Consider the following 24,869-nt stretch of genomic DNA (forward strand, 5'->3'; position numbering starts at 1 on the left):
CACCTAAAAATAGGTGTCCGCTTTTATATTTTTTTCATCCCCATATCGTACTACAATAACTGCTTAGCAGAAGCAAGCAGCACCGACGATAATTAAGAGGATAAATAATACGACTAGTAGCGCAAATCCATTACCATGTGCGAAGCCCATTGTTATTTCCTCCTTTTATTTTAAGATACAACATACAATATGCAGATGAGCTCCTGTTTGATATGGACGTATATCATGCAATGACATATTTTTTGTATGATAATGTTTTAAAAAAGGAAAGATATAGGAATAACAGTAGTTAGAGAAAGGAACGTATCCATGAAGCGCTTTTTAATTGTAATAATTTGTTTTATAGGTGTATTCATATGGATGAACGTTGATGTGGAAATGGGGAAGAAAATGGCTAGTGGATATGAATTAGAAAAAATCCGATCAGGGGATTTTCAAGTATATACGAACGGTGATGAGTTATATAAAAGTTTATTTGAGGATATAAATCGTGCAGAAAAGAATGTGTATATTCATTTTTATATTGTAGGAAAAGATGAAATAAGCCAAAAGTTCTTACAGTTATTAGAGAAAAAAGCATCTAGCGGAGTAGATGTGAAATTGTCAGTAGACCGCATTGGCGGATATAAGCTTAAGAAAAAGATAATTAATCAATTAAAAGAAAAAGGCGTGAAGTTTACATTTAGTAAAAAACCTAAATTAAAAAACTTATTTTATTCTTTGCATCAACGTAATCATAGACGCATTGTTACTATAGATGGGAAAGTTTCGTACATTGGTGGCTTCAATATCGGAAAGGAATATCTTGGACAGGATCCTAAATTTGGTCCGTGGCGTGATTATCATGTACGCATCGAAGGGAATGGAGCTACTGATATGGAACGGAAGTTTGCGGAAGATTGGCAAGAAGATACGGGAGAAAAGTTTCCTATACACCAAGAGTTACCTGTACAAGGAAATGTAAAATATCAATACGTATTTTCGAATGGAAAAGGTTTATGGAAGGAGTATGGAGCGTTTTTAAAGAAGGCAAAACATTCTTTAATTATCGCTACACCATATTTTGTACCGAGTAAAGAAATGGTGAAGGGGCTGAAAGATGCATTAAATCGTGGTGTCCATGTAAAAATCCTCGTCCCATTTAAAAGTGATGCAGTATTGCTAAAACAGGCTGCCTATCCTTATTTGAAAGACATGTTAGATGCTGGAGCGGAGATTTATCAATATCGAAATGGATTTTTTCATGGGAAAGTAACAATCATCGATAAGGAAATGGTTGATATTGGTACAGCAAATTTTGATAATAGAAGTTTTTACTTAAATAACGAATCTAACTGTTTCATATATGATAAGACAGTCGTTGCTGACGTATGGAGTCGATTAAAAGAAGACTTTCATAAATCAAAACGATTTTCTGAAGAAGATTTTGAGAAAATTAGTAGATGGGATTGGTTTCTAGCAAGAATATCAAATGTTATCGCATCATATTTATAGTATAGAGATGAAATAGGAAGGGAGGCGCTTTAATGGATTGTATGAAAGAATTGATGACATATAGTTACACACTTATATATAAAGTTGGAGAATACACGAGCAAGGTTCGAGATGAAGAATTAAAAGATATTTTGCAGCATCATTTACCGTATATGTTACAAGCATATAATGAACAAGTGAATTTTCAAGAAGGAGAAAATATACAACATATAACTTGTAAACAAATGTGGCCGGAATTTACTGAAATGGATAGGGAAACAGATAATGAGTATACAGGGGATATTGGGATTGCTATTTGTTATATTTCACATTTGAAGCGATTAGCATTAAAGTTTGCTCAAGTTGCAGTGGAAGTTGCGAACCCAGAGTTTCGTTCTTTCTTGGAAAATTGTTTTGTGAAAATGAATCGTTATGCTTATAGTGTTTGGCAATATGTTGTGAAGAAGGAATATAAAATTAAACATGTATATGAAAGTGAAAAATTCGCGTGAAAAGCTAAGGTGGAATGAAAGGCGCCTTAGTTTTTTTATGTCTAATTAGAATGGGAGGATTAAAGATTGGTTATGTTATCCGAAAATTTACAAAAGTTTACTGTATCTTTACTATTTTTAAATCTTCCCTTTAAAAAAAAAGAGTAATATGGGATTGTACATATTCTATCAAAGGGAGGAAACGCAAATGAACAAATGGGTTAAGTCATTAACTGCTATGGCACTTGCAAGTTCTTTATTAATGGTAGGTTGTAGTAAAGATGGGGATAAAAAGAAAGAGGATGACACAACTTCGCAGCAAGATGAAAAGAAAGATAAAGAAACAAGTGGAACAGAAAAATCTTCTGATTCGAAAGAAAAGAAATAAAGTGAAACTTTAATCAGTGGGGATTTTGTCCATCCCCACTGATTATTAGCCCACACCAATCGGGCATTAACGAGCAGTTATCTCCCGCCTAATTTCCTCGCATTCGCCGAATTTACTGCCCGTTACTGCGGGATAAATGGATAATAGAGCTTCCTCACATATATGAGGGAGCTTTTTTGTTGCGTATTTGTAAGTTTTGCGGAAAAATAGAGAGAAAGAATGGAAGAGGGGATAATATATGAAAGTATGTATATTAGGAGCGACAGGTAGAGTAGGATCACACATTATGAAATTGGCATTACATGATTCATATGAAGTGACGGTATTAGTTCGTGATTTGAGTAGAGTGGAAACAGAGCATGAAAGGTTACATATTATAGAGGGAAATGTGTTAAACGGAAATGATATAAAGGAAGCGATTAAAGGATGTGATATTGTAATTAGTGCTCTTGGAACTGATCGGAATGGGACGTTAGAGAAGAGTTTACCGATTATTATAAAGCAAATGGAAGAAGAGGGCATAAAGAAAATTGTTACAATAGGAACTGCTGGTATTTTACAAGCACGAACAAACCCAAGTATATATCGTTTCCAATCAAAAGAATCGAAAAGAAAAATGACAACAGCTGCGGAAGATCATTTAGCTGCTTATGAAGCGCTGAATAATAGTAAACTATGTTGGACTGTTGTTTGTCCGACGCATTTAATAGATGGTGATGTAACCGGTGTATATCGAACTGAACAAGATATGTTGCCAACAGATGGATCGAAAATCACAGTTGGTGATACAGCTCAGTTTACATGGAGTTTACGTAATAAAAGCTTATACGAGAAAAGCCGAGTAGGTATTTCATATTAAAAACCATCCCAAAATAGGGATGGCTAAAAAATGATATAGCATACAAAGATGATAATCATAATGATTTGGAGAATTGCTTTCGCTACTGTACTACTTAAAAAACCGACAACAGTTGCAATTCCGACTAAAAGGGCGTCTTTTGGCGCCTTTTTATGCATTAGTTCCGTAATAAATACAGATAAGAACGGTATGATAATAAGCCCGAATGGTGGGAAGAAGAACGATCCGACAATGATAGAAACCATACCAACACGTTCGCCCGATTTTGTACTTCCGTATTTTTTTAGGAAGTATCCATTTGCAATAAAGTCAGCAACGAAAATGAAGAGTGTAAAAATGACTTGAATAATCCAAAAAGATGTCGTTAACTCTCCGCCGTTTATTCCAAAATGATAAATGAAATAGCCAGCCCATACGGCAAGGATGCCAGGGATAATGGGGTATATAAAGGCAAGAAATGAAACAATGAAACAAGCAATGATACAAATTGTTAGTAAAACAGTCACTTTATAACTCCTTTGTAGTATCTAATTTATGTACAGCAATCTTTTTAATTTGATGCCCATCAAGTTCTAATGCTTTAAATTGAAAACCATCATATTCAACTGAATAGCCAGCCTCAATATTTAAATCAATTGATTGAGAGAGAAGCCAACCACCAATTGTATCTAAATCACTTTCATCGATATGTAGGCCAAACATATCATTTACTTCAGAAATGAGTACTTTCCCATCTAAAACAGTAAGCCTAGGAGTACGCTTTTCAATCATTGGTGATTCGTCTGCGTCAAATTCATCTTGAATTTCTCCGATAATTTCTTCAAGAATATCCTCCATCGTTAAAAGGCCAGCAGTTCCGCCGTATTCATCCATAACAATCGCCATTTGTACGCGGTTCTTTTGGAGGTGTATTAACGTTTTACGAATGGGAACTGTTTCAAATACAGTTAAAACAGGATGTATGTAGGCATCAAGTGGTTTGTAAATGCCTTTTGTTTGATTATGAAAAATCTCTTTCGTATTTATCATTCCAATAATATCATCTTTATCCTTTTCAATAATAGGATAACGTGTATACTTTTCAGTTGCAACGATTTTCATATTTTCTTCTAACGTATTTTCAGTAGATAAACAAACCATTTCAGTTCTAGGTACCATAATTTCTTTAGCAACACGATCATCAAATTCAAAAATATTATTTACATATTTATATTCGGTTTGATTAATTTCGCCGCTTTTATAGCTTTCACCTAAAATGAGTCGTAGTTCTTCTTCGGAATGGGCAAGTTCATTTTCTTTCGCAGGCTCTAAACCGAGTAATTTTGTGAAAAATATAGCTGCACTATTGAGAAGCCAAATGAACGGATACATAATTTTATCAAATAAAATAAGCGGTTTTGCAAATTTTAATGTGATTGCTTCAGCTTTTTGGATTGCGAAAGACTTAGGAACTAACTCGCCTAATACAACATGGAAAAAAGTAATCACACTAAAAGCAATAATAAAGGATAACGTGTTAGCCATTGTTCCAGTAATATTGATTTTTTCAAATAGTGGTCGCAGTAAATGTTCCACAGTTGGTTCACCAAGCCAACCAAGTCCTAAAGAGGTGATAGTAATGCCAAGCTGACAAGCGGATAAATAAACGTCTAAGTTAGATAAAACGCTTCTTGCAGCTAATGCTTGTTTATTACCTTCATTAGCAAGCTGGTCAATTCGACTTTTTCGTACTTTTACGACAGCGAATTCTGAAGCAACGAAAAAACCAGAAATAAGGATAAGTATAAAGATGAGAAAAATATTTAATATGTCCAAGTGTGTTCTTTATTCCTAATTTGGAATAAAGATGTCACCTCCTGTAATTATGTTATACTTTTATAATAAATCCAAATGAAAAGATTAGTCAAAGAAAATGGGTAAATAATGGTAGGTTTCTATAGTAGTTTTTTAATTTGCTGTTATTTTGTCCTCTATATAATAGGAATAACCGTCTACTTTTAATTTAAAGTAGACGGTTATTCTACGTTATGGTTTTGAAATACTTCTTGTTAAAGTGTATGTTTGCTGTTTATTGTAGTTTGTTGTCCATAGTGTTTGGAGAAAAGATAATACGCTGTATGGGATGTAAAGAAGTAATAAACCAATTACGACAACTATAGGTGCATTTCCACCAAATTGAACGATAAATTGTAAGAGTCCGTTTACGTGAAAAACACATTCCATAAAAACAAATGAAAGAATAATGGAACTTAGAATAGATTTATGATTGGAAGTAAGCGCCATAAATAACGTATCAACAAGGAAGGCTGAATTTTTTATTTCGTATTCATTTGTATTATTTAAGAAAGGAAGCCATTTTTTTATTGCTTGCAGAACGATTATCATAGAAGTGCTACATATGATGATAAAAGAAGAGAAGAAAGGAAACTTTATGAATTTAGATATGTAGAGAAGTGATAATAGGACTGAACATTGTAATATCACAGTGCCAAAAGAATACGGTATCCAGCGAAATAAAGAACTACACTTTTTTAATGAGTTTGGTGCTTTTAAAAATAGATGGCCAATTCCTAGACTTATAAAGAAACCGATTACAAGAGTGAATGTGAAACGAACGATTGATAAAAAATATATTTCCCATATGTAGGGGAACAGTGGTGACGAATGGTTAGAGGTATGTACAAGCTGATTTGCTGAGAAAAGGATAGGCTCATGCATCCAATCAATTGTTGGAATTGAAATGGAAGAAGGCTGTGCTAAATTATGAAAAATGCTTATAAATCCAGTTAAGTAGGAGTAATTATGTGTAATGAATAATGCTGGAAGGGGACTTATGACAAAAATAATCAAAACACCGGCTATAAATTTACATATATGTGAGCGCAATAAGGACATACAATCACCTACTCTTTGAATATTCAGAAAATTCTTATTCTTATTTTAGCTTTTTTCGGATAAAGTTACAACATATTTTTCTCGAAGTAAGTTAGAGAGATTATCCCGCTTTAACGGGCAGTAAGACTCTACCTCAAAATGCGGCGAATGCGTAGAAGTTAGGTGGGTATATCGACTGCCAGTAAAAGCCCGATTGGTGAAGGCTAATAATAAGTGGGGGGAAATCCCCACTTATTAAAGTTTCAATTTAAATAAGTGTATGATTAATGAATAAATTATGACGGAAAAATGAATAATTTTCAGAAAAATAAAATAATATATTTATTTTTTTCTGAAAATATAATATAGTTATGGCACAGAAAGTATTTTAGCATAAGGAGGCTTTTTTATGAGGATTAAAGGGAATTATGTGCCAAAAAGGGAAGTTTTGTTTTGCTCAAGTTCAATTAAGATAGGGGAAACGCTGGAACATTTAAATAAAACGGGGTATCGTTGTGTACCAGTTTTAGATGAAAAAAAAGAGAAGTTTTTAGGGAATGTATACAAAGTAGATATTTTAGAATATAAAGGTTCACTTGAAGATAATGTATTACAATTATTGAACGATAAAAATGGGTACGTGAGAGAAGACTCTTCCTTCTTTAAAGTATTTTTTACAATTAAAAAACTACCGTATTTATCAGTAGTTGATGAAAAAGGGGTCTTCCTTGGTATTTTAACTCATAAAAAAGTTTTTGAACTATTAGAAGATGCATGGGGAGTCCATTCTAGTAAATATTCTGTCATGATTGGAACACAAGATTATAATGGGGCCATTCAAAAATTATCGACAGTGCTAAAGAAATACACTGGTATTCAAAGCTTAATGACTTTTGATAATGATGCTTTATTAGTACGTAGAATAATGTTTACATTGGGAGAAGAGTTTGAAGATAGTGAATTAGAAACATTGCTAAAGGATTTAGAAGATCATGGATTTAGAGTTGTGTATGTTGAAGAGATGAATAATCCACGTGAAGTTGAAACGATAGACTAACAAGTAAAAGCCATCTTATTTTTTGATGGCTTTTACTTTCTTTTGTATAAAAATATTCAAATATAATAAAATGTAAAAATCGTAAATTTCTAAAAAAATTTGTGTAATAGAATAAATAAAGGAGGTATGTGTGGATAATTTTGATTTTCAAAAAATTCTATTTAAAAATATGTTTTTATTTTTCAGCCAAATATGTTACTATATGTGTGATAAAAACAAAGAGGTCTGACAACTAAACTCCACGTTATAACACTCTAATGACTTGAATATTCAAAAAAATCAAAAATCAATAATTAGAGTAAGAATAAGGGGAATGGAGAAATTATGGAGAAAGACATTGCTTTGTAAGGGGCATATTTTATCATCTTGAGCAGAGAGGAGGATGCATAGCATATTGTGAAAAGAGATATAAACAATGAAAAAGTGCTATGCAAATGAAAAGCATGAAGGGACGTTTAAGGCCAGGTGATACGGTAGCGATTGGTTTAATGTTATTTGCACTATTTTTAGGGGCAGGAAATTTAATTTTCCCGCCAGTTTTAGGTCAACAAGCAGGAGAAAATGTTTGGATTGCTACAATTGGATTCCTTGTAACGGGAGTCGGATTACCCCTATTAGCTGTAACAGCTGTCGCGTTTGTAGAGGGGGACTTGAAAGCGCTATCTTCTAGAGTTCACCCTATATTTGCGTTTATTTTCCCATTGATTAGTTATTTAGCGATTGGACCATTTTTCGCGATTCCGCGTACTGGAGCTGTTTCATTTGAAATGGGTATGAAGCCATTTCTATCAGAGACAATGGTTTCTGAGTGGTACATGCTATTTCTTTTCACTATAGTTTTCTTCGGAATAACGTGGTATTTATCATTAAATCCATCTAAATTAGTGGATTGGTTCGGGAAATTTCTTACACCATTGTTAGTATTGATTGTTGCTGTTATTGTCGGAAAAGCAATTATTGATCCAATTGGAGAACCGGCTGCACCTTTAGCTGCTTATAAAGAGAATGCTTTCTTTGGTGGATTTATTCAAGGATATTTAACGATGGATGCGATTAGTGCACTTGTGTTTGGGATTGTTGTTGTACAAGTTATTCGCTCAAAAGGGATAAAAGAGAGCGGACAAATCGCAAAAATAACAGTTGTATCAGGGATTATTGCTGTATTAGGCTTAACGTTAATATATTTATCACTTGCATATCTCGGATCTACAAGTACATCACTTGGTGTGTCGGAGAACGGTGGTCTTATTTTAACGAATGTTGTAAATGAGTTATATGGAACAAGTGGTAAAATTTTATTAGGACTTGTAATTATACTCGCTTGTTTAACAACTTCTGTTGGATTAACATCTGCGTGTGCTGGCTTCTTTACAAACTTATTCCCAAAACTTTCGCATAAAACGATTGTAACTATGGTATGTGTATTTAGTTTAATTGTATCTAACCTAGGGTTAACACAATTAATCACAGTAACATTACCAGTGTTAATGATCATTTATCCAGTTGCAATTGTATTAATCGTTCTTTCATATTTCCATAAATGGATAGGGAAGCGTAATACAATATATATCGGAGCTATTTTAGGTGCGTTGTTAATTAGTTTCTTTAACGGTTTAGAAAGTGCGAACATTAAAATTGATGCGATTTCTAATGTGCTACAAATGTTACCATTATATAAAGAAGGAATAGGATGGCTAATCCCATCATGTATTGGCGGGATTCTCGGTTTCTTCTTCTATAAATCAAATGAATTAAGTGAATTACAAAAGAAAGGTGCTTAGGCACCTTTCTTTTTTTAAAGGGGATTTTTGTATTTTGTCTAAGTAATAATTGGGAGGAATGATAAAATGGCTAATTTTGAAGATTTTTTAACTTTTGATGTAAGAATTGGAACAGTAACACAGGCAGAGGAATTTAAAGAAGCGAGAGTGCCAGCGATTAAACTAGAAATTGATTTTGGGGAGCTTGGGGTCAAGCAGTCAAGTGCTCAAATTACGAAGAGATATAATCCAGAAGACTTAATCGGTCAGCAAATTGTTGCTGTTGTAAATTTTCCGCCAAAGCGTGTAGCTGGATTTAAATCGGAAGTGCTTGTATTAGGTGGAGTTCCTGAAGCTGGTGATGTTGTGTTGCTTCAGCCTAATATGGAACTGCCAAATGGAACAAAAATTAGTTAGTGTGAAGGTAGGGGCTAATATGGATATCGGACGAGAATATTTACAATGTGCCATTTCTAATTTCAAAACAACAAAGCAACAAGGAGAACGGGTACTTTCTCAATTATCATACGAACAAATACAATGGTCTTCTCATGAAGAAACAAATAGCATAGCGATTATAATGAAACATTTGCATGGTAATATGCGTTCAAGATGGACGGAATTTTTAACGTCTGATGGCGAAAAAATAGATCGTAACCGAGATGGTGAATTTGAAGGTGGCTACAATTCAAAACAAGAAGCGCTTGCTGCGTGGCAAGAAGGGTGGGAGTATGTTTTTAAAACGATGGATACTTTAACAGCAGAGCAGATTTTGCAGAAAGTATACATTCGTGGAGAAGAACACACTGTCATGCAAGCGATCGAAAGGCAAATTTCTCATTATGCTTTACATATTGGACAAATCATTTACATTGGTAAAATGTTAAAAGAAAATGAATGGGAGTGTTTAAGCATTCCCAGAGGTCAATCTACTAGTTATTTACAGAAAAAACGTTCAACGTAATAATATGAAAGAAACCGATATAAAATAGGAAGCAAAAAAATAAGCCAATTGATAGAGGGCTCCGTGAACATTAGAATGCTGCCAGCAATAAGCCCATATGTAATAAGAAAGAAACCAAAGAGTGTATTTATAGGAATAAAACGTGAGACAAATAATTGCTGATTTTTGAAACAAGTGTTATGAAACAAATAAAAGCGGAAATGCCATGTAGAGGTAATAAGATCTTTCCTTCTCGTTATTCTTTTTTTACATTTATGACAGATGAATGGTGGCTGCATTTCGTTACACTCCATTTTTGGAATTCATTAGTTTCGTAATAATTTGAGACAAAATTAAGTACAAAGTGTATATCCCTATATACGCTCCTGCAAGTAGAAAAAGTGGATTTAGTAAAATTCCATGAATGCTTGTCATGAAAACTAAATTTTGTATTAAAACATCATATATATTAATAGAAATAATTGTCCCGAGTACATACAGTGTTAAGTATGCGGAAATATGTAGCACAATACGAATTTTAGGATGTAAAGCAAACAAATAAAAAATAAATGATAAGACGATTGGTAATGTTCCTATTAGTAGCTTCAATTCATTTCACCTCATTAACAATATAGCCGGAATTTAAGCGGTCTATTCTCTAGAGCTTGTACATAACTTGAAATAGAGAGGGTGATAGTATGAATCGAGGCTTTTTTTACGTGAAATTAACAAGTGTACGCAAGTTAATTATATTTATTATTACTACGGTATTAGCGACTTTCTTTCTTATTAGTGTAATGGTAACTTCCATGAAAGAGACAAAGTCAACGTATTTATATAATTGGTTAAATGAGTTATCAATGAATGGTTACATGTACGTTATTGGGAAAGAGAATCATTATTTTACACAGGAGTACCGGAATTTGAATCAAGACTTTTCTATTTCTTCATTCCTCTTTTCGATGGCTACGAATATTCGTTTTGATGATGTACGTAGTTTTGTCGGGAAAGAACTTCCGGGATTTGGGAAATATGATACAGAAATCGTTATAGCAGGTGAAGGAACAAATTATTCCAACTTACCGATAGAATCGAGTGTTCCTCTTGAAGAAGTAGTGAAGGAACGGACTGGAGAAGCTGGACAAGTTCCTAAGCCTGATCCGAATAAAGAGAAGAAACAACCAGCTCAAACGACTGGAAAAAGACAAGTTGCATTGATTTATCATTCACATAGCTGGGAATCTTATTTGCCGTTACTTAACTTAACGAATGATCCAAATCCAAATAAAGCAACGAGTTCTCTAACGAATATTTCAATAGTTGGCGATCGATTGCGAGAACAGTTAGAAAGTGAAGGGATCGGTGCTACTAACGATAAAACTGATGTTGGTCAAAAATTAATAAGTAAAGGATTAAATAGTAATAGTTCTTATAAACTGTCACGAGAAATTGTACAAGAAGCGATGGCTGGTAATAAAGAACTCCAATATTTTTTCGATTTGCACCGTGATAGTGCACGGAAAAATGTCACGACAAAAACAATTGGAGATAAATCATATGCAAAGCTTGCTTTTGTAATTGGGAAAGGTAACAAAAACTATGAAAAAAACTTACAATTAGCAACTGCGTTACATGAGACGATTAGTAAGAAATATCCGGGAATGAGCCGTGGTGTAATTCAAAAAGGATTCCAAACAGGAAATGGAGTCTACAATCAAGACCTATCAGGACAAGCGATATTAATTGAAGTTGGCGGGGTAGATAATACAGAGGAAGAATTAAATCGATCAATTGATGCACTTGCTAAGGCATTTGGTGAATATTTTTGGCAAGCAGAAAAAGTGAATGGATAAAGTGAAATTTGAATTAGTGGTAGGCATTGCCGATGGTTATCAGCCTACATCAATTGGGGGAAAACGTAAGTGTACAGCTTACGTTTTTTGTCTGTCATGAAATGAGGATGAAAAGATGTCACATTATAGACATAATTTGTAATTGCTATAGTAATATCGAAATTTGTCTATTTATAATAGGAGAATTAGAAAGGGATTTTCGCAAAAATATAGAAAATCTTTTCACAAGGAAAAATTTTAACTAACAGAATGGGTAGGGGATTAAGGTGATACGTGAGATTAGAGTAGAAGATGCAGCATCATTTTTACAATTAAGCAAGCAATTAGATGAAGAAACGAAATTTATGTTATACGAACCAGGAGAACGAAAAACTACAGTAGAGCAACAAGAAAAGATGGTCCACCGTTTTATAGAAAATGAATATGCGACAATATTTGTAGCAGTTGAAGAAGAGAGAATAGTAGGGTTTATTTTAGTTGATGGAAATAATATTCAAAGAAAGAGACATGTGGCAGGCATTGTAATTGGCATTTTGCAAGAGTATAGTGGCCGAGGTATTGGAACGAGTTTGTTTAAAGAAGTAGAGAAGTGGGCAAGATTACATGATGTATGGCGTTTAGAATTAACGGTAATGGCCCACAATACAAGAGCTCAGGCACTATATAGCAAAATTGGATTTGAACAAGAAGGTGTCAAAAAATCTGCTCTTATCATCGATGGAAAAGGTATCGATGAGTATGAAATGGCCAAATTATTAAAATAAGAGGTCGTTATATGAAAAAAAGATGGGCACTACTTGGTATCGTAGCAATGATACTGATCATTGGAGTAGCAGGAATAAATTATAAGATGTACAAGGAGCAAGAGGCGAAGGAAGTAAATGTAAACAATATATTTCCGAAAGCTAAAGAAACGATTGCTAATATGGATGGGGATATCGCAGTCATTAGTAATCCAAGTTCGATGCTTGTACTTGTGAATAAAAATAGGCGTTTACCAGATGGGTATAGACCGCCAGATTTAGTTGTTCCGAAAGTACGTTACTCTAGTGAAGGTGATCAAGAGAAGAAAAAGATGAGGAAAGAGGCAGCGGTGGCACTTGAGGAAATGTTTCAGCAAGCCAATAATGAGCGGATTTTCCTTTTTGCAGTCTCTGGATTTAGATCTTTTGATCGACAAAAAGCATTAAATACAATGTATAAAAGACAAGATGGAGAAGCAAAGACAGCAATGTCTAGTGCAGTCCCTGGTACGAGTGAACATCAAACAGGACTAGCTATGGATATTACATCTCAATCTGCTAAATTTCAGCTAGAAACTGTTTTTGGGGAGACGAAAGAAGGAAAGTGGCTTTCTGAAAATGCCCATAAGTTTGGTTTTGTTATTCGATATACGAAAGAGAAAGAAGGGATTACCGGTTATCGTTATGAACCGTGGCATGTACGTTATGTTGGGAATCCGCAAGCTACATATTTATATGAAAACCAACTAACGATTGAAGAAGTAACGCAGTAATGAATTGAGGGGAGAGGGCTAAGATGACGATGTTATATAAGAAAAAGGTACATGCATATATTACGAGAGAAAAAGAAGGGGTTATGCAACTACTCGTTTTTAAACATCGTGATATACGAGAGGCTGGTATCCAAGTGCCAGGCGGGACGGTAGATGAAGGCGAAACGTTAGAGGCAGCAATTTTACGTGAAGTACAAGAAGAGTCAGGACTACGCCATTTTTGTATCGAGCGCTTCCTTTCTGATTACATTATTTATATGAAAGAAAAAAAGGAATATCAAAAACGTCATTTTTTCCACATTTCATTATTAACAGATGTGAAAGATACGTGGGAACATATAGTAAGTGCTGGTGAGGAAGACAAAGGTTTAGTATTTTGTTATGAATGGGTTGATATTAACAAATGCCCTGAATTAGCAGGTAAACAAGGCGAGTTTTTACATTTGTTAGAAGAGGTATATGTAAAATAATAAAAAGAGTCTGAGGCGATATTGTATTCGTTTCAGACTCTTTTTATTTCTCTGGAAATTAAAGGTTTTTAAACTGGTGAGTTGAATTTCTTTAAAGGGATTGTAGCTGTTTATGCGAGGAGCGGAGAAAATGAAAAAGTAATAGATACATGTTAGCAATAAAAGACTTTATAGAAGGAGAATGACGATGGAAATTCAGTTCAATACACTATTGCAAAAAGAATTAACAATTCATGATATTCAAAAGGAAATGGAAGCTGGGAAGTTAACTTCAAAAGAACTAGTCATGTATTATCTTCATAGAATCGCAAAGTATGACCAAGATGGACCGAAAATCAATTCTATTTTAGAAATCAATCCAGATGCTATCTTTATTGCAGAAGCGTTAGATTATGAAAGAAAGACAAAAGGTGTAAGAGGTCCATTACATGGTATACCTGTTTTACTTAAGGATAATATTGAAACGAATGACTCGATGCATACAAGTGCTGGTACGATTGCCCTGGAACAAAATATAAGTAGTGAAGATGCATTTCTCGTTACGAAACTGAGAGAAGCAGGAGCAGTAATAATAGGAAAGACCAATATGACAGAATTAGCAAATGCAATGTCATTTGAAATGTGGGCTGGATATAGTGCAAGAGGTGGGCAAACAATAAACCCTTACGGTACAGGAAAGGATGATATGTTTGTTGGTGGATCGAGTACAGGATCTGCCGTTGCAGTTGCTGCTAACTTTACTGTATTATCCGTTGGAACAGAGACAGATGCTTCTATTTTAAGTCCAGCTGTTCAAAACTCGGTTGTAGGTATTAAGCCGACTGTTGGGTTAATAAGTCGTAGTGGAATGATTCCTTTCACTTATTCACAAGATACAGCTGGGCCATTTGCTAGAACGGTAACGGATGCTGCAATTCTATTAGGGAACTTAACGGGAGTGGATGAGATGGATGTAGCCACTCATAAAAGTGAAGGAATGGCATATCAAGATTATACACCTTATCTCGATGTAAATGGATTAAAGGGAGCAAAGATTGGCGTATTTAACAATGCTCCAAAAGACTATTACGAAAATGGTGAGTACGATGAAAAATTGTTTGAGGAAACGATCCAAGTATTACGTAGTGAGGGAGCGACAGTAGTAGAAGATATTGATATTCCGTCTTTTCATAGGGAATGGAGTTGGGGAGTTCCACTTTATGAGCTGAAGCACAGCTTAGATAACTATCTTTCTAAATTACCTTCTACTATTCCAGTACATTCTATTTCGGAGTTAATGGAGTTTAATAAAAACATAGCAGAAAGAGCTTTGAAATATGGACAAACTAAGTTAGAAAGAAGAAAAGATTTTCCTAATACGTTAAGAAATCCAGAATATTTAAACGCAAGATTAGAAGATATATATTTTTCGCAAAAACAAGGTATTGATTTTGCGTTGGAAAAATATAACCTGGATGCGATACTGTTCCCTTCTTATATAGGATCTACTATATGTGCGAAAGCAGGTTATCCGTCTATAGCAATGCCTGCGGGATATATGGATAATGGGAGGCCTTTTGGAATTACTCTTGCAAGTGCTGCTTTTAGTGAAGGGGCATTAATTAAACTAGCATATGCTTTTGAACAAGCGACAAAACATAGGAAGATTCCCAACTTGTCATGAATAGAATAAACAAAGAGGACAGGAATTCCTGTCCTTTTTGTTTTAATGATTAAAGTGAAATATCTTTCTGCTCCGTCTTCTGATATTTTAATAAGTTAAAGGATAAACAAGCAGAACATAAAATAAGAAAAGCGGCGATAATATAAATAGTACGAACGCCGAACATATCAGTAATAATTCCAACGCTAAGCATAGAAAGACCAGAAGCTGTCGAGAGAAGTGCACCATGAGCTGTATACATCTTCGATAATAAAGAAGGAGTGACGCTTGATTGTAAAACCGTCGTTTGAGAAATATCTCTAATTTGATAACATGGACCCATTAGAACACAAAGAAATAGAGCAATAAATCCGCTACTTGTCATACCATATAAAAATGTAAGAATACTAAACATAAGAGAGCCTATCGCCATGGAGCGTATTAAATTTTTTTGAATATATGTACTCATTTTCCACGCTAATATCCCACCAATTAATGTGCCGACGTAATAACTTGTGTTAATATATCCCCACCAATCTTCGCCTTTATGAAGAACAGTCGTTACATATGCCATCGTAATAGCACCGATCCATATGGTCCCTGCGAAAGTTTCAATTAAGTCCATAATTGTAACGATGCGCAGAGACGGGTGTTGAAATAACAGTTTCCATCCTTCTAATAATGCAGTAGTTTTCGAAGAAGTGGGTTCTGCTACTCGTTCAGCTTGTATAGATTGTAATGAAAGGTGTAATGTAATACATCCGAAAATCATCAATATGTTATTAATCATGAGTGTCGAAGTAACGCCAATGAGAAGAACAATTATGCTTGTAAATGAGTATGCAGCGGCTTGTATAATTTGTGTTGAAAAGGAAAAGACACTATTTACTTTTACTAATTTTTCTTGTGGTGTTAAGCGCGGGATAACGGCGTATAGTAGAGGAGCGCTCCAGCCACTACATAATGAAATGAAAATAACAAAAGTTAAAAGAGCAGAAATGTTTGTTGATAGTATAGGAAATAATATCATTAACAATATTAAAAGAGCTGTTTTAATCCATTGTAGAGTATATAGCAATGAATAAGATGGAAACCGATTCATTATAAGTGGTGCAGAGGTGTTCGCGATAAGATTTGTGATAACCTGTAATAATGGAAAAAGAGCAGTAATTGTAGCTGATCTAGTTGTGATATAGATGTGAGTTGTAATAATCATTATGTATACAATGTCAGCTAGAGTAATGCATATTTTGGAGCCCAAATAGTAAGTTAGTGAACGTTTAGGCAATAAGAATACCACCTTTCAAATCAATACTGCTTTTAATTTTAATTATTATAATCTGTAAGTTATATTTTTGAAAGAATTAAATTTTTTGTCATTTTTTGAAAGGGATTTCCGTGTATAATGAAGAATATATTAATATAGCATTTTATTAATGCTTGTTGTAACAGCGAATACATATAATAGCTTGTAGCAAACGCCCCCTCTATGAGAAAGGGCGGATAAACCATTCTTTTCTTCATATACATATAGAAAATGAGAAAGAAAGTGAGGGTTGCATATGGCTGGATGGGTGATTTGGTTTATAATAGCGGGTGTTTTATTTATTGCAGAAATGTTGTCGATTACGTTTTACATGCTTTGGCTTGGAATTGGAGCTGTTGTCGGAGGTCTTATTGCTTTGTTTGCTCCTGATGCACTATTTTTACAAGTTGTTGTTGGGGCGATTGTAAGTTTAACATTGACTTTCTTTACGAAAAGAATTTCTAAAAACTTTCGAGAAGCAAAAGGTTTTACTGATACAGTAGATAAACTTGTTGGTAAAAAGGGAATTGTTATGCAAACGATTACAAGCGAAGTGAACGGTATTGTGAAAGTGGATGGAGATACTTGGACAGCTATTTCGGATACTCCTATTGATGCTGGAGAAAAAGTCGTTGTTATACAGAGGCATAGTACTATTTTACAAGTGAAAAAGGAGAGTGAATAAATATGGCAGTAGCATTAACGTTAACGATTATTTTCGCATTGATTGTCGTTGTATTTATTGCATTGACAATTAAAATTATTTCTCAGCAAAAAGTTGGGGTCGTTGAAAGGTTTGGTAAATTTCAACGGATTATGCACCCAGGATTAAATATTCTAATCCCAATTGTAGACCGCGTTCGTGTATATCACGATTTACGTATTCAACAAACGAATGTACCACCACAAAAGGTAATAACGAAAGATAATGTACAAGTAGAAATTGATACAATTATTTTCTATCAAATTGTTGAACCAGAGCTTGCGACATATGGTATTTCAAACTATGAATATGGTGTTCGTAATATTACATCTGCAACAATGCGTCAAATTATTGGTAAAATGGAGCTTGATGAAACATTATCAGGTCGTGAAAAAATTTCAACAGAAATTCGTTTAGCACTTGATGAAGCGACAGAAAAATGGGGCGTTCGTATTGAGCGTGTCGAAATAGTCGATATTAATCCACCAAAAGATGTGCAAGTATCAATGGAAAAACAAATGAAAGCAGAACGTAATAAACGTGCGATCATTTTAGAAGCTGAAGCAGCGAAACAAGATAAAGTCCTTCGTGCTGAAGGGGAAAAACAAAGTAAAATTTTAATGGCTGAAGGGGATAAAGAAGCACGTATTCGTGAAGCGGAAGGTATACGAGAAGCGAAAGAATTAGAAGCGCAAGGGGAAGCAAGAGCGATTGAGGAAATTGCAAAAGCAGAACAAAATCGAATTGAGTTACTTCGTGCAGCAGATTTAGATGAGCGCGTACTTGCTTATAAATCATTTGAATCATTGATTGAGGTTGCAAAAGGACCAGCGAATAAAGTCTTTATTCCGTCTAATGCAATTGAAACACTTGGTACTCTTGGGGCAATTGGGGAAATCTTTAAAGAGAAACAAACGAAGAAATTACCTTCGTCAGATACAGAAAAAGAACAATAAGAGTGAGGAAGAGAAATGGGATGCCATTTCTCTTTTTTTTGCGTATATTACGAAAGGCTTGTACATATCCATGTATAAAGAAGGTGATACAGTGAAGAAGTATGCAACCCGTATACATGGGAAGAAACTAATCTCGTTACTCTTTCTATATGCACTAGTCATAATTATTATTGCGTCGATTTTGACGTCGCTTTTACATACAATGAAATCGAATTACGCGAATCAATGGTTTGGAAAAGTATCGATGCAAGGTTTTGTTCAAATGCTAGAAAGTGAGAATCGCTATTACGGATTTGATTATTTTAAGCAGAATAAAAGGGAGTCATTTGGAAATTTAATGTTCTCGATTGCGACGGATTTGAAAATTAAAGATTTAAGAACGTTTGTCGGTAAAGAAGTGCCTGGTATGTCAAAGTATTACTCTAACATTATCGTAGCTGGGGAAGGGACAAACTTTACGAATATCCCAAATGAATCTAGTGTACCGATTGAAGAAGTAACGAAAGAGCGAGAAGTAGCAAAAGATAAAGTTACAGAAGCTGAAAAGAATAATCCGGTTCAGAAAAAGAACGGAGCGAAAAAAGGTGAAAGTGCAGTATATATTTATCATACACATAGCTGGGAATCTTTCTTTCCGTTATTACCAGGGGCTACCGATCCATCAAGTCCAGATGTAAATGTGTCCTTACTAGGGAAACGTATGAAAGAACAACTTGAAGGACAAGGAATTCCGGTAGTTCATGATAAAACGAATATGGGGGATTTATTAGCGAGTAAAAAATGGAAATGGCCGCAATCATATAAAGCGTCTCATGAATATGTAAAAGAAACATTAGCACAAAATAATAAAATTGCGTTTCCGATTGATATACACCGTGATGATCAGCGGAAGAAGGTAACAACAAAAGTAATTAACGGGAAATCGTATGCAAGATTATATTTTATAATTGGGATGGAAAATGAAGGGCGTGCTGAAAATGAAAAAATTGCAAGAGCAATCAATAGTTATTTAGATGAAAACTATTACGGATTAAGCAGAGGAATCTTTCCAAAGTATAAAAAAGATGGAAATGGCGTTTATAATCAAGATTTATCTAAAAATGCGATGTTAATTGAAGTTGGTGGTGTTGATAATACATTAGATGAATTATATAACACAATTGATGTGTTGACGGAAGCGTTTAGTAAGTATTATTGGAATGATGCAGAGAAAGTGAATGGATGAGGGGCGGGAAACCGTTCCTTTTTTTGTTATATAAAGTTAAGAATATGATATAATGGAATTTTGTGAATATTAAACAAGGGAGCGGAAGAAACATGCAAATACTACTAATACGCCACGGTGAATCAGAAGCAGATATTTTAAATGTACATGAAGGTCGAGCTGACTTTGAATTAACAGAAAAGGGAAGACAGCAAGTACAAAGACTTGTACAGAAAGTGAAAGCAGATTTCCCGCCAGATTTCATTTGGGCAAGCACATTAAAACGTGCTCGCGAAACTGGTGAAACATTAGCAGAAGGAATTGGGTGCCCAATTCAACTAGAAGAAGAATTAATGGAGTTTAATAATGGGGTACAAGCAGGGTTATCATTTGAAGAAGCGAAAAAATATCCCGAGCCAAAGTTTCTTCATGACCGGTTTGAAAACGGGGAATCATTTATTGAATTTAGAATGAGAATAGAAGGGATTTTTTCTAAAATCGTGACAGAGAATACATATGACCGAATTGCAATTGTTGCACACGGTGGTGTAATAAATAGTATTTTACGAGCGTTTTTCCAAATGCCAATTAGCATGGACTATTATTTTAAAATGGGAGATACGGGAATTAGTTTGATTGAACTTACAGATAAACAGAAAACTATTCATTTTATAAATGATACAAATCATTTAGAGGGAATGTAAGAGGATATGTACAAAGTTGTATTTTTTGATGTGGATGGTACTCTTTTAAGTGAGATTGATAGAAGTATGCATGAAAGCACAAAAGAAGCGATACAAAGGTTAATAGATAAAGAAATTCACGTAGTTGTTACAACAGGGAGACCATATAGTTTATGCTCACAATTTAAAGAGCTGGGCATAAATACGTTTATTTCTGCAAATGGTGCACATATAAAATGTGCTGATGAAGTTATACATAAATCGGTACTTTCAAGTGGAATTGTTCATGATATTTCAAATTTCGCTGAATTACATGGTCACAGTGTTTCTTATTTTACAGAGGAATTTGTAATGAATGGTATTGCCTCAAAAGACGAACGTGTAATACGAGCATTAAATGAAACGTTAAATTTAGAGCGGTATCCTGACAAAGTTAGAAACTTATCAGAAGAGATTTATTGTGTATGTCTGTATGCTGATGAAACAGAAGCTCAAAAATTCTTTGAAAGATATCCAGCACTTACGTTTGAACGTTTTCATGGTTACGTTATGAATGTGTTGGAAGATAGTAAAGTATCGAAGCTAACTGCAATTCAAAAGGTATTGGAACATCTGAAAATTTGTAAATCAGAAGCAATTGCTTTTGGTGACGGTGGAAATGATGTTGAGATGTTACAGTATGTAGGACTAGGAATTGCGATGGGGAATGGTGGAGAAGAGTTAAAAACAAGAGCAGATTTCGTTACAAAGAAGGCGAGTGAAGGTGGTATTTTATTTGCCTTAAAAAAGTTTAATGTCGTCTAACATACCTTTATTGAAATAAAGGTATGTTAGGATCTTTAACGTGCTCACATAATAAAATATGAATTTGCCCGCGATGATGATAAAAATGTGCAACGATTTCAAGCAACCATTCGAATCGAGAGTAAGAAATACCCCAATAAGCAGTCATAATTTCCGCTAATTCTTCATTGGAATAGGATAAAAAAGTTTTAGAAAGTAAATCGTACCCTTGTATCATCGTTTGCTGTATTTGAGTAATTGTTTCTGGTGCTTGTTCTATATAAAAGGTATGTAAGTCTTTTTCCGTAATACCATTTAATATGAGTAAATCAGCATGGAAAATAAGGGAAAGATGTGTGCACATTTCAAATAATGACCGCTTTGATTCAATCGGCTTTATTTTCAAATCACTTTCAGTATATTGGTTCAGTATTTGAATGGAAGTATCGATAGCAATTTTAACTTGATTCAATGCAGATGGAACAAACATTGTAATTATTCTCACCTCCGTATATAATAGTTTCTTAAGGGTATTATATCATACTCAAAATTCCGAAAATTCTAGTAGTTTGACTAGCATAGTGAAAAGTATTATATTGTAAAAGGTCATATGAAACGTGAAATAGAATGGAATGTAATTATTGAGTTAGGAGTTAGACCAATGAGCTTGAAATATGGAAGAGATACAATTGTTGAAGTTGACTTAAATGCGGTAAAACATAATGTAAAAGAATTTAAAAAACGTGTGAATGATGAAAATATTGCAATGATGGCTGCTGTAAAAGCGAATGGGTATGGTCATGGGGCAGTTGAAGTTGCGAAATCGGCTATTGAAGCAGGAATAAACCAACTTGCAGTTGCATTTGTAGACGAAGCAATTGAATTAAGAGAAGCTGGAATCACTGTACCTATTTTAATTTTAGGATATACACCAGTAGCAGCTGTAGAAGATGTAATTCAATATGACGTTATGATGACTGTTTATAGAGTAGAAGATTTACAAGGTATAGATGAAGTTGCAAACCATCTTCAAAAGAAAGTGCGAATTCATGTGAAAATTGATACAGGAATGAGCCGTATTGGTTTACAGGAAGAAGAAGTTAAACCGTTTTTTGAAGAGTTAAAACGTATGCGATATGTAGAAGTAGTAGGGATGTTTACACATTACTCTACCGCCGATGAAATAGATAAAACTTATACAAATATGCAAACAAGTTTGTTTGAAAAAGCTGTAAATACAGCGGAAGAATTAGGAATTCATTTTCCATATATTCATAGTTCAAACAGTGCAGGATCAATGGAACTTAGTAACACATTTCAAAATATGGTTCGTGTCGGTATTGGAATTTACGGTATGTATCCTTCAAGAGAAGTGGATCATACAGTTGCTTCCTTACAGCCAGCGTTGTCTTTAAAATCAAAAGTAGCTCATGTTAAACATGCGAAGAAAAATCGTGGTGTTAGCTATGGGAATACTTATGTAACAACGGGCGAAGAATGGATTGCAACTGTACCGATTGGTTATGCTGATGGTTATAATCGTCAGCTATCTAATAAAGGGCATGCACTAATAAACGGAGTACGAGTACCTGTAATTGGCCGTGTTTGTATGGATCAGCTTATGCTAGATGTTACAAATGCAATGCCAGTACAAGTAGGAGACGAAGTTGTATTCTACGGCAAACAAGGTGAAGAAGAGATTGCGGTGGAAGAAATAGCAGATATGTTAGGTACAATTAATTATGAAGTTACATGCATGTTGGATAGAAGAATTCCACGTGTTTATAAAAAAAATGATGAAACGACTGCGGTTGTAAATATACTAAGAAAAAAATAAGAAAAAACTGAATCGATATGATTCAGTTTTTTTATTTTTGACAAATGAAAAATGTTCTATTTATACCGTGTAGTTGTATATTGTTACATCCTACAGATTTTAAAGAGGTAATAATTTCGTCTCTAAAATAACATGCTTCCTCGGTAGAAAAGTCACTCCTATTCCAACAATCTATAATAATCATACTTTGTCATAATTTCAAAACCACATTGTGTATATAGTTTTAAAGCATTGTTATTTTTCGTTTCGACGTCTAGTTCAATTGTTGAAACTCCTTCTGTAATAAGTGTATGTACCATATAACTAAGAATATCTTTACCATATCCTTTACCTTGATAAGAAGGATGAACTGCAAATCCTGATAGTGTAGTAGATTGCTCTTGCTCAGTAACTGTAATCGTTCCTATCACTTTTTCATCGATAAGAGCACTGTAAACTTGATGGGAAGATGAATTCATCATCTTTTGTAACCATGTGGATGTATTTGCTGCCGAATCTCCAAAAGCTTCACTAGCGATTTCTATAAGATCAGGAAGTAATTCAGAAGATGCAACGGTAAGATTAATATTATTTTTCATTGTTTTTTGTGCTTCGTTTGTTTTGAACTCCATACCGTATTCACTGTATAAATAAGGCAAGTTCATTTGTTTTGCAAATGATTTCCCTGAAATAGAGTCACCATTAATTATAAGAAGGGCTTCATCTGCCTCTCTTTTTTGTATTTCTTTCATTGCGGTTTGTAAAAGAGTAGTGCCTATATGTTGTTTCCTATAGTTCGGATGAACAAACCCTATTAACTCCAGTTTTGTTGGTCTCTCAAAGTCATACATACTTAATGCACCGATTAATTGAGTATCATCATAAAATAGAAAATCATTTACCACTTCTATATTACGGGCAGTTAAAAAGTTTATATGTAAATCTGACGAGTAATCAATTTGATCGTGTTGTCCGCAAATATGAGATAAATCTTTCATTTGCTGAATTTCGTTTGCTGTTAAAGATTTCTTTTGTTCAATATTCATTTCATAATCCCTCTCATTCGTATTTAAAAATAGGATGGATGACGCAACCACTTGTCTAACTCCACACTGCCCTGAACAGATAATAACCGGTACAAATATCGATAGGGATGTCTACATTCTTCAAGACGAGGAATGGGCATAATGGTTTCGTAACCTTGTTTAAAAGCATGAGCCTCTTTTTCTGTAAGTACATATTCTAATCCAATAAAATCAAACTCTCGTGGAGCAATTGCATAAGCTTCTGTATCTACTAAACCAGTAATAGATTGATCATCTGATAAAAACTGGGTAGGATCCATATCAATTAAAACGAGTGTAGATTCCTTCGGTGACGGCAAGGAAGATAGCTGTGACTCAAAAGTATGAAATGCGTTTTGGATGCTCGCGTTATCGGAATAGAACCTATTTACAAGATCTTTACTGACTTTTAATATGTGAGATTTAAATTCTTCTAGTGGAATGTGGAAAGTATTTGATGGGTTTCCTATAAACTCTGCTTGAAACGAATGAATTTCTGCTAGTCCTTTTCCAAGGCTGAATAAAATAGAATCAGGTTGTCCGAAAAATGATTGCAGCGTATTTCCGGTTAGTTTTTCGACGATTACATACTCTTGCTCATTTAAAACATGTTTTTGCAAAATAGTCGGGATGGGCAAGGTAGTATGCTTTTCAATAATGCGTGTATTGTTTCTAAATGATGTACATGCCTTGGATCAATTCCAAAAAGGTTTTTACATCCCCACCAAAAATCATTGTTGGGCTCTTCATTCATTTTTGAGGAACGAACAATAACTTCTTCAGTTTCTGTTTTAACAAGAAACACGTCGCTTGCATGGTCTTCATAGCCCGGATGTAGTGCTTGAACAGATATAATAGGTGAAATGAATAGTTGTTGTAGCATGAAAGGACTCCTTATTCTGTAAATTCTATAAATTCATTATATAACAGAATATGTACCAAGTGGATAATGATGGGGACAACATAGAACTTAAATAAATTTATGGTGAGAAATCAGTGTGAAAATTATATTTTTCTAGTTTTGTATG

General features: G+C 34.3%; 28 protein-coding genes and 2 pseudogenes. 19 read left to right on the forward strand and 11 right to left on the reverse strand.

The window, feature by feature from the left end; genetic code table 11:
- Positions 1-63: 63 nt before the first annotated feature.
- Positions 64-150: a YjcZ family sporulation protein gene (locus MKX37_RS10065; protein ID WP_000505094.1), complete on the reverse strand. Its 87-nt coding sequence runs from the start codon at positions 148-150 to the stop codon at positions 64-66.
- A gap of 159 nt (positions 151-309) precedes the next feature.
- Here MKX37_RS10065 and cls point away from each other — a divergent pair, with 159 nt between their 5' ends.
- The 4 genes from cls (at position 310) to MKX37_RS10085 (ending at position 3,211) form a co-directional block, all read left to right on the forward strand.
- Positions 310-1,494, forward strand: a complete 1,185-nt coding sequence (gene cls, locus MKX37_RS10070) for a cardiolipin synthase (RefSeq protein ID WP_078422356.1) — start codon at positions 310-312, stop codon at positions 1,492-1,494.
- A 32-nt stretch (positions 1,495-1,526) separates the two neighbouring features.
- Entirely contained in the window at positions 1,527-1,985 is a 459-nt protein-coding gene (locus MKX37_RS10075) for a spore coat protein (RefSeq protein ID WP_002135854.1), read from the forward strand.
- Positions 1,986-2,172: 187 nt separating this feature from the next.
- A complete protein-coding gene (locus tag MKX37_RS10080; RefSeq protein ID WP_016120072.1) occupies positions 2,173-2,352 on the forward strand; it encodes a hypothetical protein in 180 nt (59 codons plus the stop codon).
- Between the two features lie 238 nt (positions 2,353-2,590).
- Positions 2,591-3,211, forward strand: a complete 621-nt coding sequence (locus MKX37_RS10085; RefSeq protein WP_002168577.1) for an NAD(P)-dependent oxidoreductase — start codon at positions 2,591-2,593, stop codon at positions 3,209-3,211.
- Between the two features lie 23 nt (positions 3,212-3,234).
- On the opposite strand, the gene MKX37_RS10090 is transcribed toward MKX37_RS10085, so the two are convergent.
- From MKX37_RS10090 to MKX37_RS10100, 3 genes are all read right to left on the reverse strand, one after another.
- Complete coding sequence (locus MKX37_RS10090) at positions 3,235-3,717, reverse strand: DUF456 domain-containing protein (RefSeq protein ID WP_000217328.1); 483 nt, start codon at positions 3,715-3,717, stop codon at positions 3,235-3,237.
- Between the two features lies 1 nt (position 3,718).
- The gene (locus MKX37_RS10095) at positions 3,719-5,026 is read right to left on the reverse strand and encodes a hemolysin family protein (RefSeq protein WP_002086044.1); all 1,308 of its coding nucleotides are present in this window, start codon (positions 5,024-5,026) and stop codon (positions 3,719-3,721) included.
- Positions 5,027-5,236: 210 nt separating this feature from the next.
- Positions 5,237-6,106 carry a hypothetical protein gene (locus MKX37_RS10100; RefSeq protein ID WP_033730250.1) on the reverse strand — a complete coding sequence of 290 codons (870 nt, stop codon included), beginning with the start codon at positions 6,104-6,106 and terminating at the stop codon, positions 5,237-5,239.
- Between the two features lie 388 nt (positions 6,107-6,494).
- On the opposite strand from MKX37_RS10100, the gene cbpA reads away from it, so the two are divergent.
- The 4 genes from cbpA to MKX37_RS10120 all read left to right on the forward strand — a co-directional run bounded on the left by cbpA (position 6,495) and on the right by MKX37_RS10120 (position 9,866).
- Entirely contained in the window at positions 6,495-7,142 is a 648-nt protein-coding gene (gene cbpA / locus MKX37_RS10105; protein ID WP_002127007.1) for a cyclic di-AMP binding protein CbpA, read from the forward strand.
- Between the two features lie 443 nt (positions 7,143-7,585).
- The gene (brnQ4, locus tag MKX37_RS10110) at positions 7,586-8,923 is read left to right on the forward strand and encodes a branched-chain amino acid transport system II carrier protein BrnQ4 (RefSeq protein WP_396022273.1); all 1,338 of its coding nucleotides are present in this window, start codon (positions 7,586-7,588) and stop codon (positions 8,921-8,923) included.
- Between the two features lie 66 nt (positions 8,924-8,989).
- Complete coding sequence (gene csaA, locus MKX37_RS10115; RefSeq protein ID WP_001263027.1) at positions 8,990-9,319, forward strand: chaperone CsaA; 330 nt, start codon at positions 8,990-8,992, stop codon at positions 9,317-9,319.
- Entirely contained in the window at positions 9,300-9,866 is a 567-nt protein-coding gene (locus MKX37_RS10120) for a DUF1572 domain-containing protein (RefSeq protein ID WP_002168571.1), read from the forward strand. Before csaA ends, MKX37_RS10120 begins: the two co-directional genes overlap by 20 nt.
- Here MKX37_RS10120 and MKX37_RS10125 read toward each other — a convergent pair.
- Positions 9,839-10,144: a permease gene (locus MKX37_RS10125; protein WP_078178819.1), complete on the reverse strand. Its 306-nt coding sequence runs from the start codon at positions 10,142-10,144 to the stop codon at positions 9,839-9,841. The genes MKX37_RS10120 and MKX37_RS10125 overlap by 28 nt on opposite strands.
- Before the next feature lie 4 nt (positions 10,145-10,148).
- Entirely contained in the window at positions 10,149-10,454 is a 306-nt protein-coding gene (locus MKX37_RS10130) for a hypothetical protein (protein WP_078422354.1), read from the reverse strand.
- 89 nt (positions 10,455-10,543) lie between these two features.
- Here MKX37_RS10130 and spoIIP (MKX37_RS10135) point away from each other — a divergent pair, with 89 nt between their 5' ends.
- The 5 genes from spoIIP (MKX37_RS10135) (at position 10,544) to MKX37_RS10155 (ending at position 15,347) form a co-directional block, all read left to right on the forward strand.
- Entirely contained in the window at positions 10,544-11,698 is a 1,155-nt protein-coding gene (gene spoIIP, locus MKX37_RS10135) for a stage II sporulation protein SpoIIP (RefSeq protein ID WP_078422353.1), read from the forward strand.
- Positions 11,699-11,964: 266 nt separating this feature from the next.
- A complete protein-coding gene (locus tag MKX37_RS10140; protein ID WP_002127012.1) occupies positions 11,965-12,462 on the forward strand; it encodes a GNAT family N-acetyltransferase in 498 nt (165 codons plus the stop codon).
- A gap of 11 nt (positions 12,463-12,473) precedes the next feature.
- Positions 12,474-13,214, forward strand: coding sequence for a M15 family metallopeptidase (locus tag MKX37_RS10145; protein WP_002031537.1), 741 nt, complete (start codon positions 12,474-12,476; stop codon positions 13,212-13,214).
- A 23-nt stretch (positions 13,215-13,237) separates the two neighbouring features.
- Entirely contained in the window at positions 13,238-13,684 is a 447-nt protein-coding gene (locus MKX37_RS10150; RefSeq protein ID WP_002127013.1) for an NUDIX hydrolase, read from the forward strand.
- A gap of 187 nt (positions 13,685-13,871) precedes the next feature.
- Positions 13,872-15,347 (forward strand): amidase family protein, encoded by a 1,476-nt coding sequence (locus MKX37_RS10155; RefSeq protein ID WP_078422351.1) that lies wholly within the window; start codon positions 13,872-13,874, stop codon positions 15,345-15,347.
- A gap of 49 nt (positions 15,348-15,396) precedes the next feature.
- Here the strand turns inward: MKX37_RS10155 and MKX37_RS10160 are convergent, their stop codons facing one another.
- The gene (locus tag MKX37_RS10160; protein ID WP_002168568.1) at positions 15,397-16,614 is read right to left on the reverse strand and encodes an MFS transporter; all 1,218 of its coding nucleotides are present in this window, start codon (positions 16,612-16,614) and stop codon (positions 15,397-15,399) included.
- A gap of 274 nt (positions 16,615-16,888) precedes the next feature.
- Between MKX37_RS10160 and MKX37_RS10165 the strand changes: the two genes are divergently transcribed.
- The 5 genes from MKX37_RS10165 (at position 16,889) to MKX37_RS10185 (ending at position 20,982) form a co-directional block, all read left to right on the forward strand.
- Entirely contained in the window at positions 16,889-17,317 is a 429-nt protein-coding gene (locus MKX37_RS10165; protein WP_002186055.1) for an NfeD family protein, read from the forward strand.
- Positions 17,318-17,319: 2 nt separating this feature from the next.
- Positions 17,320-18,291 (forward strand): SPFH domain-containing protein, encoded by a 972-nt coding sequence (locus MKX37_RS10170; RefSeq protein ID WP_002012471.1) that lies wholly within the window; start codon positions 17,320-17,322, stop codon positions 18,289-18,291.
- Positions 18,292-18,382: 91 nt separating this feature from the next.
- Positions 18,383-19,516, forward strand: coding sequence for a stage II sporulation protein P (spoIIP, locus tag MKX37_RS10175; RefSeq protein WP_341088942.1), 1,134 nt, complete (start codon positions 18,383-18,385; stop codon positions 19,514-19,516).
- 92 nt (positions 19,517-19,608) lie between these two features.
- Complete coding sequence (locus tag MKX37_RS10180; RefSeq protein ID WP_002141416.1) at positions 19,609-20,199, forward strand: histidine phosphatase family protein; 591 nt, start codon at positions 19,609-19,611, stop codon at positions 20,197-20,199.
- A 6-nt stretch (positions 20,200-20,205) separates the two neighbouring features.
- Positions 20,206-20,982: a Cof-type HAD-IIB family hydrolase gene (locus MKX37_RS10185; protein ID WP_002086022.1), complete on the forward strand. Its 777-nt coding sequence runs from the start codon at positions 20,206-20,208 to the stop codon at positions 20,980-20,982.
- A 7-nt stretch (positions 20,983-20,989) separates the two neighbouring features.
- Here MKX37_RS10185 and MKX37_RS10190 read toward each other — a convergent pair whose 3' ends face one another.
- On the reverse strand, positions 20,990-21,451 hold the full coding sequence (locus MKX37_RS10190) for a DinB family protein (RefSeq protein WP_033730243.1): 462 nt from the start codon (positions 21,449-21,451) through the stop codon (positions 20,990-20,992).
- A gap of 171 nt (positions 21,452-21,622) precedes the next feature.
- Between MKX37_RS10190 and alr the strand changes: the two genes are divergently transcribed.
- Entirely contained in the window at positions 21,623-22,798 is a 1,176-nt protein-coding gene (gene alr, locus MKX37_RS10195; RefSeq protein ID WP_002127023.1) for an alanine racemase, read from the forward strand.
- 31 nt (positions 22,799-22,829) lie between these two features.
- On the opposite strand, the pseudogene MKX37_RS27430 reads toward alr, so the two are convergent.
- The 3 genes and pseudogenes from MKX37_RS27430 to MKX37_RS10205 form a co-directional block, all read right to left on the reverse strand.
- Positions 22,830-22,964, reverse strand: a pseudogene (locus tag MKX37_RS27430) (class I SAM-dependent methyltransferase); the annotation flags it as partial.
- A complete protein-coding gene (locus tag MKX37_RS10200) occupies positions 22,957-23,823 on the reverse strand; it encodes a GNAT family N-acetyltransferase (RefSeq protein WP_002186048.1) in 867 nt (288 codons plus the stop codon). The pseudogene MKX37_RS27430 and the gene MKX37_RS10200, both read right to left, overlap by 8 nt.
- A gap of 23 nt (positions 23,824-23,846) precedes the next feature.
- A pseudogene (locus tag MKX37_RS10205) lies at positions 23,847-24,724 on the reverse strand (phosphotransferase).
- Positions 24,725-24,869: the final 145 nt, after the last annotated feature.

Source organism: Bacillus sp. FSL R5-0709, assembly GCF_038004785.1.
GTDB classification, from domain to species: domain Bacteria; phylum Bacillota; class Bacilli; order Bacillales; family Bacillaceae_G; genus Bacillus_A; species Bacillus_A mycoides.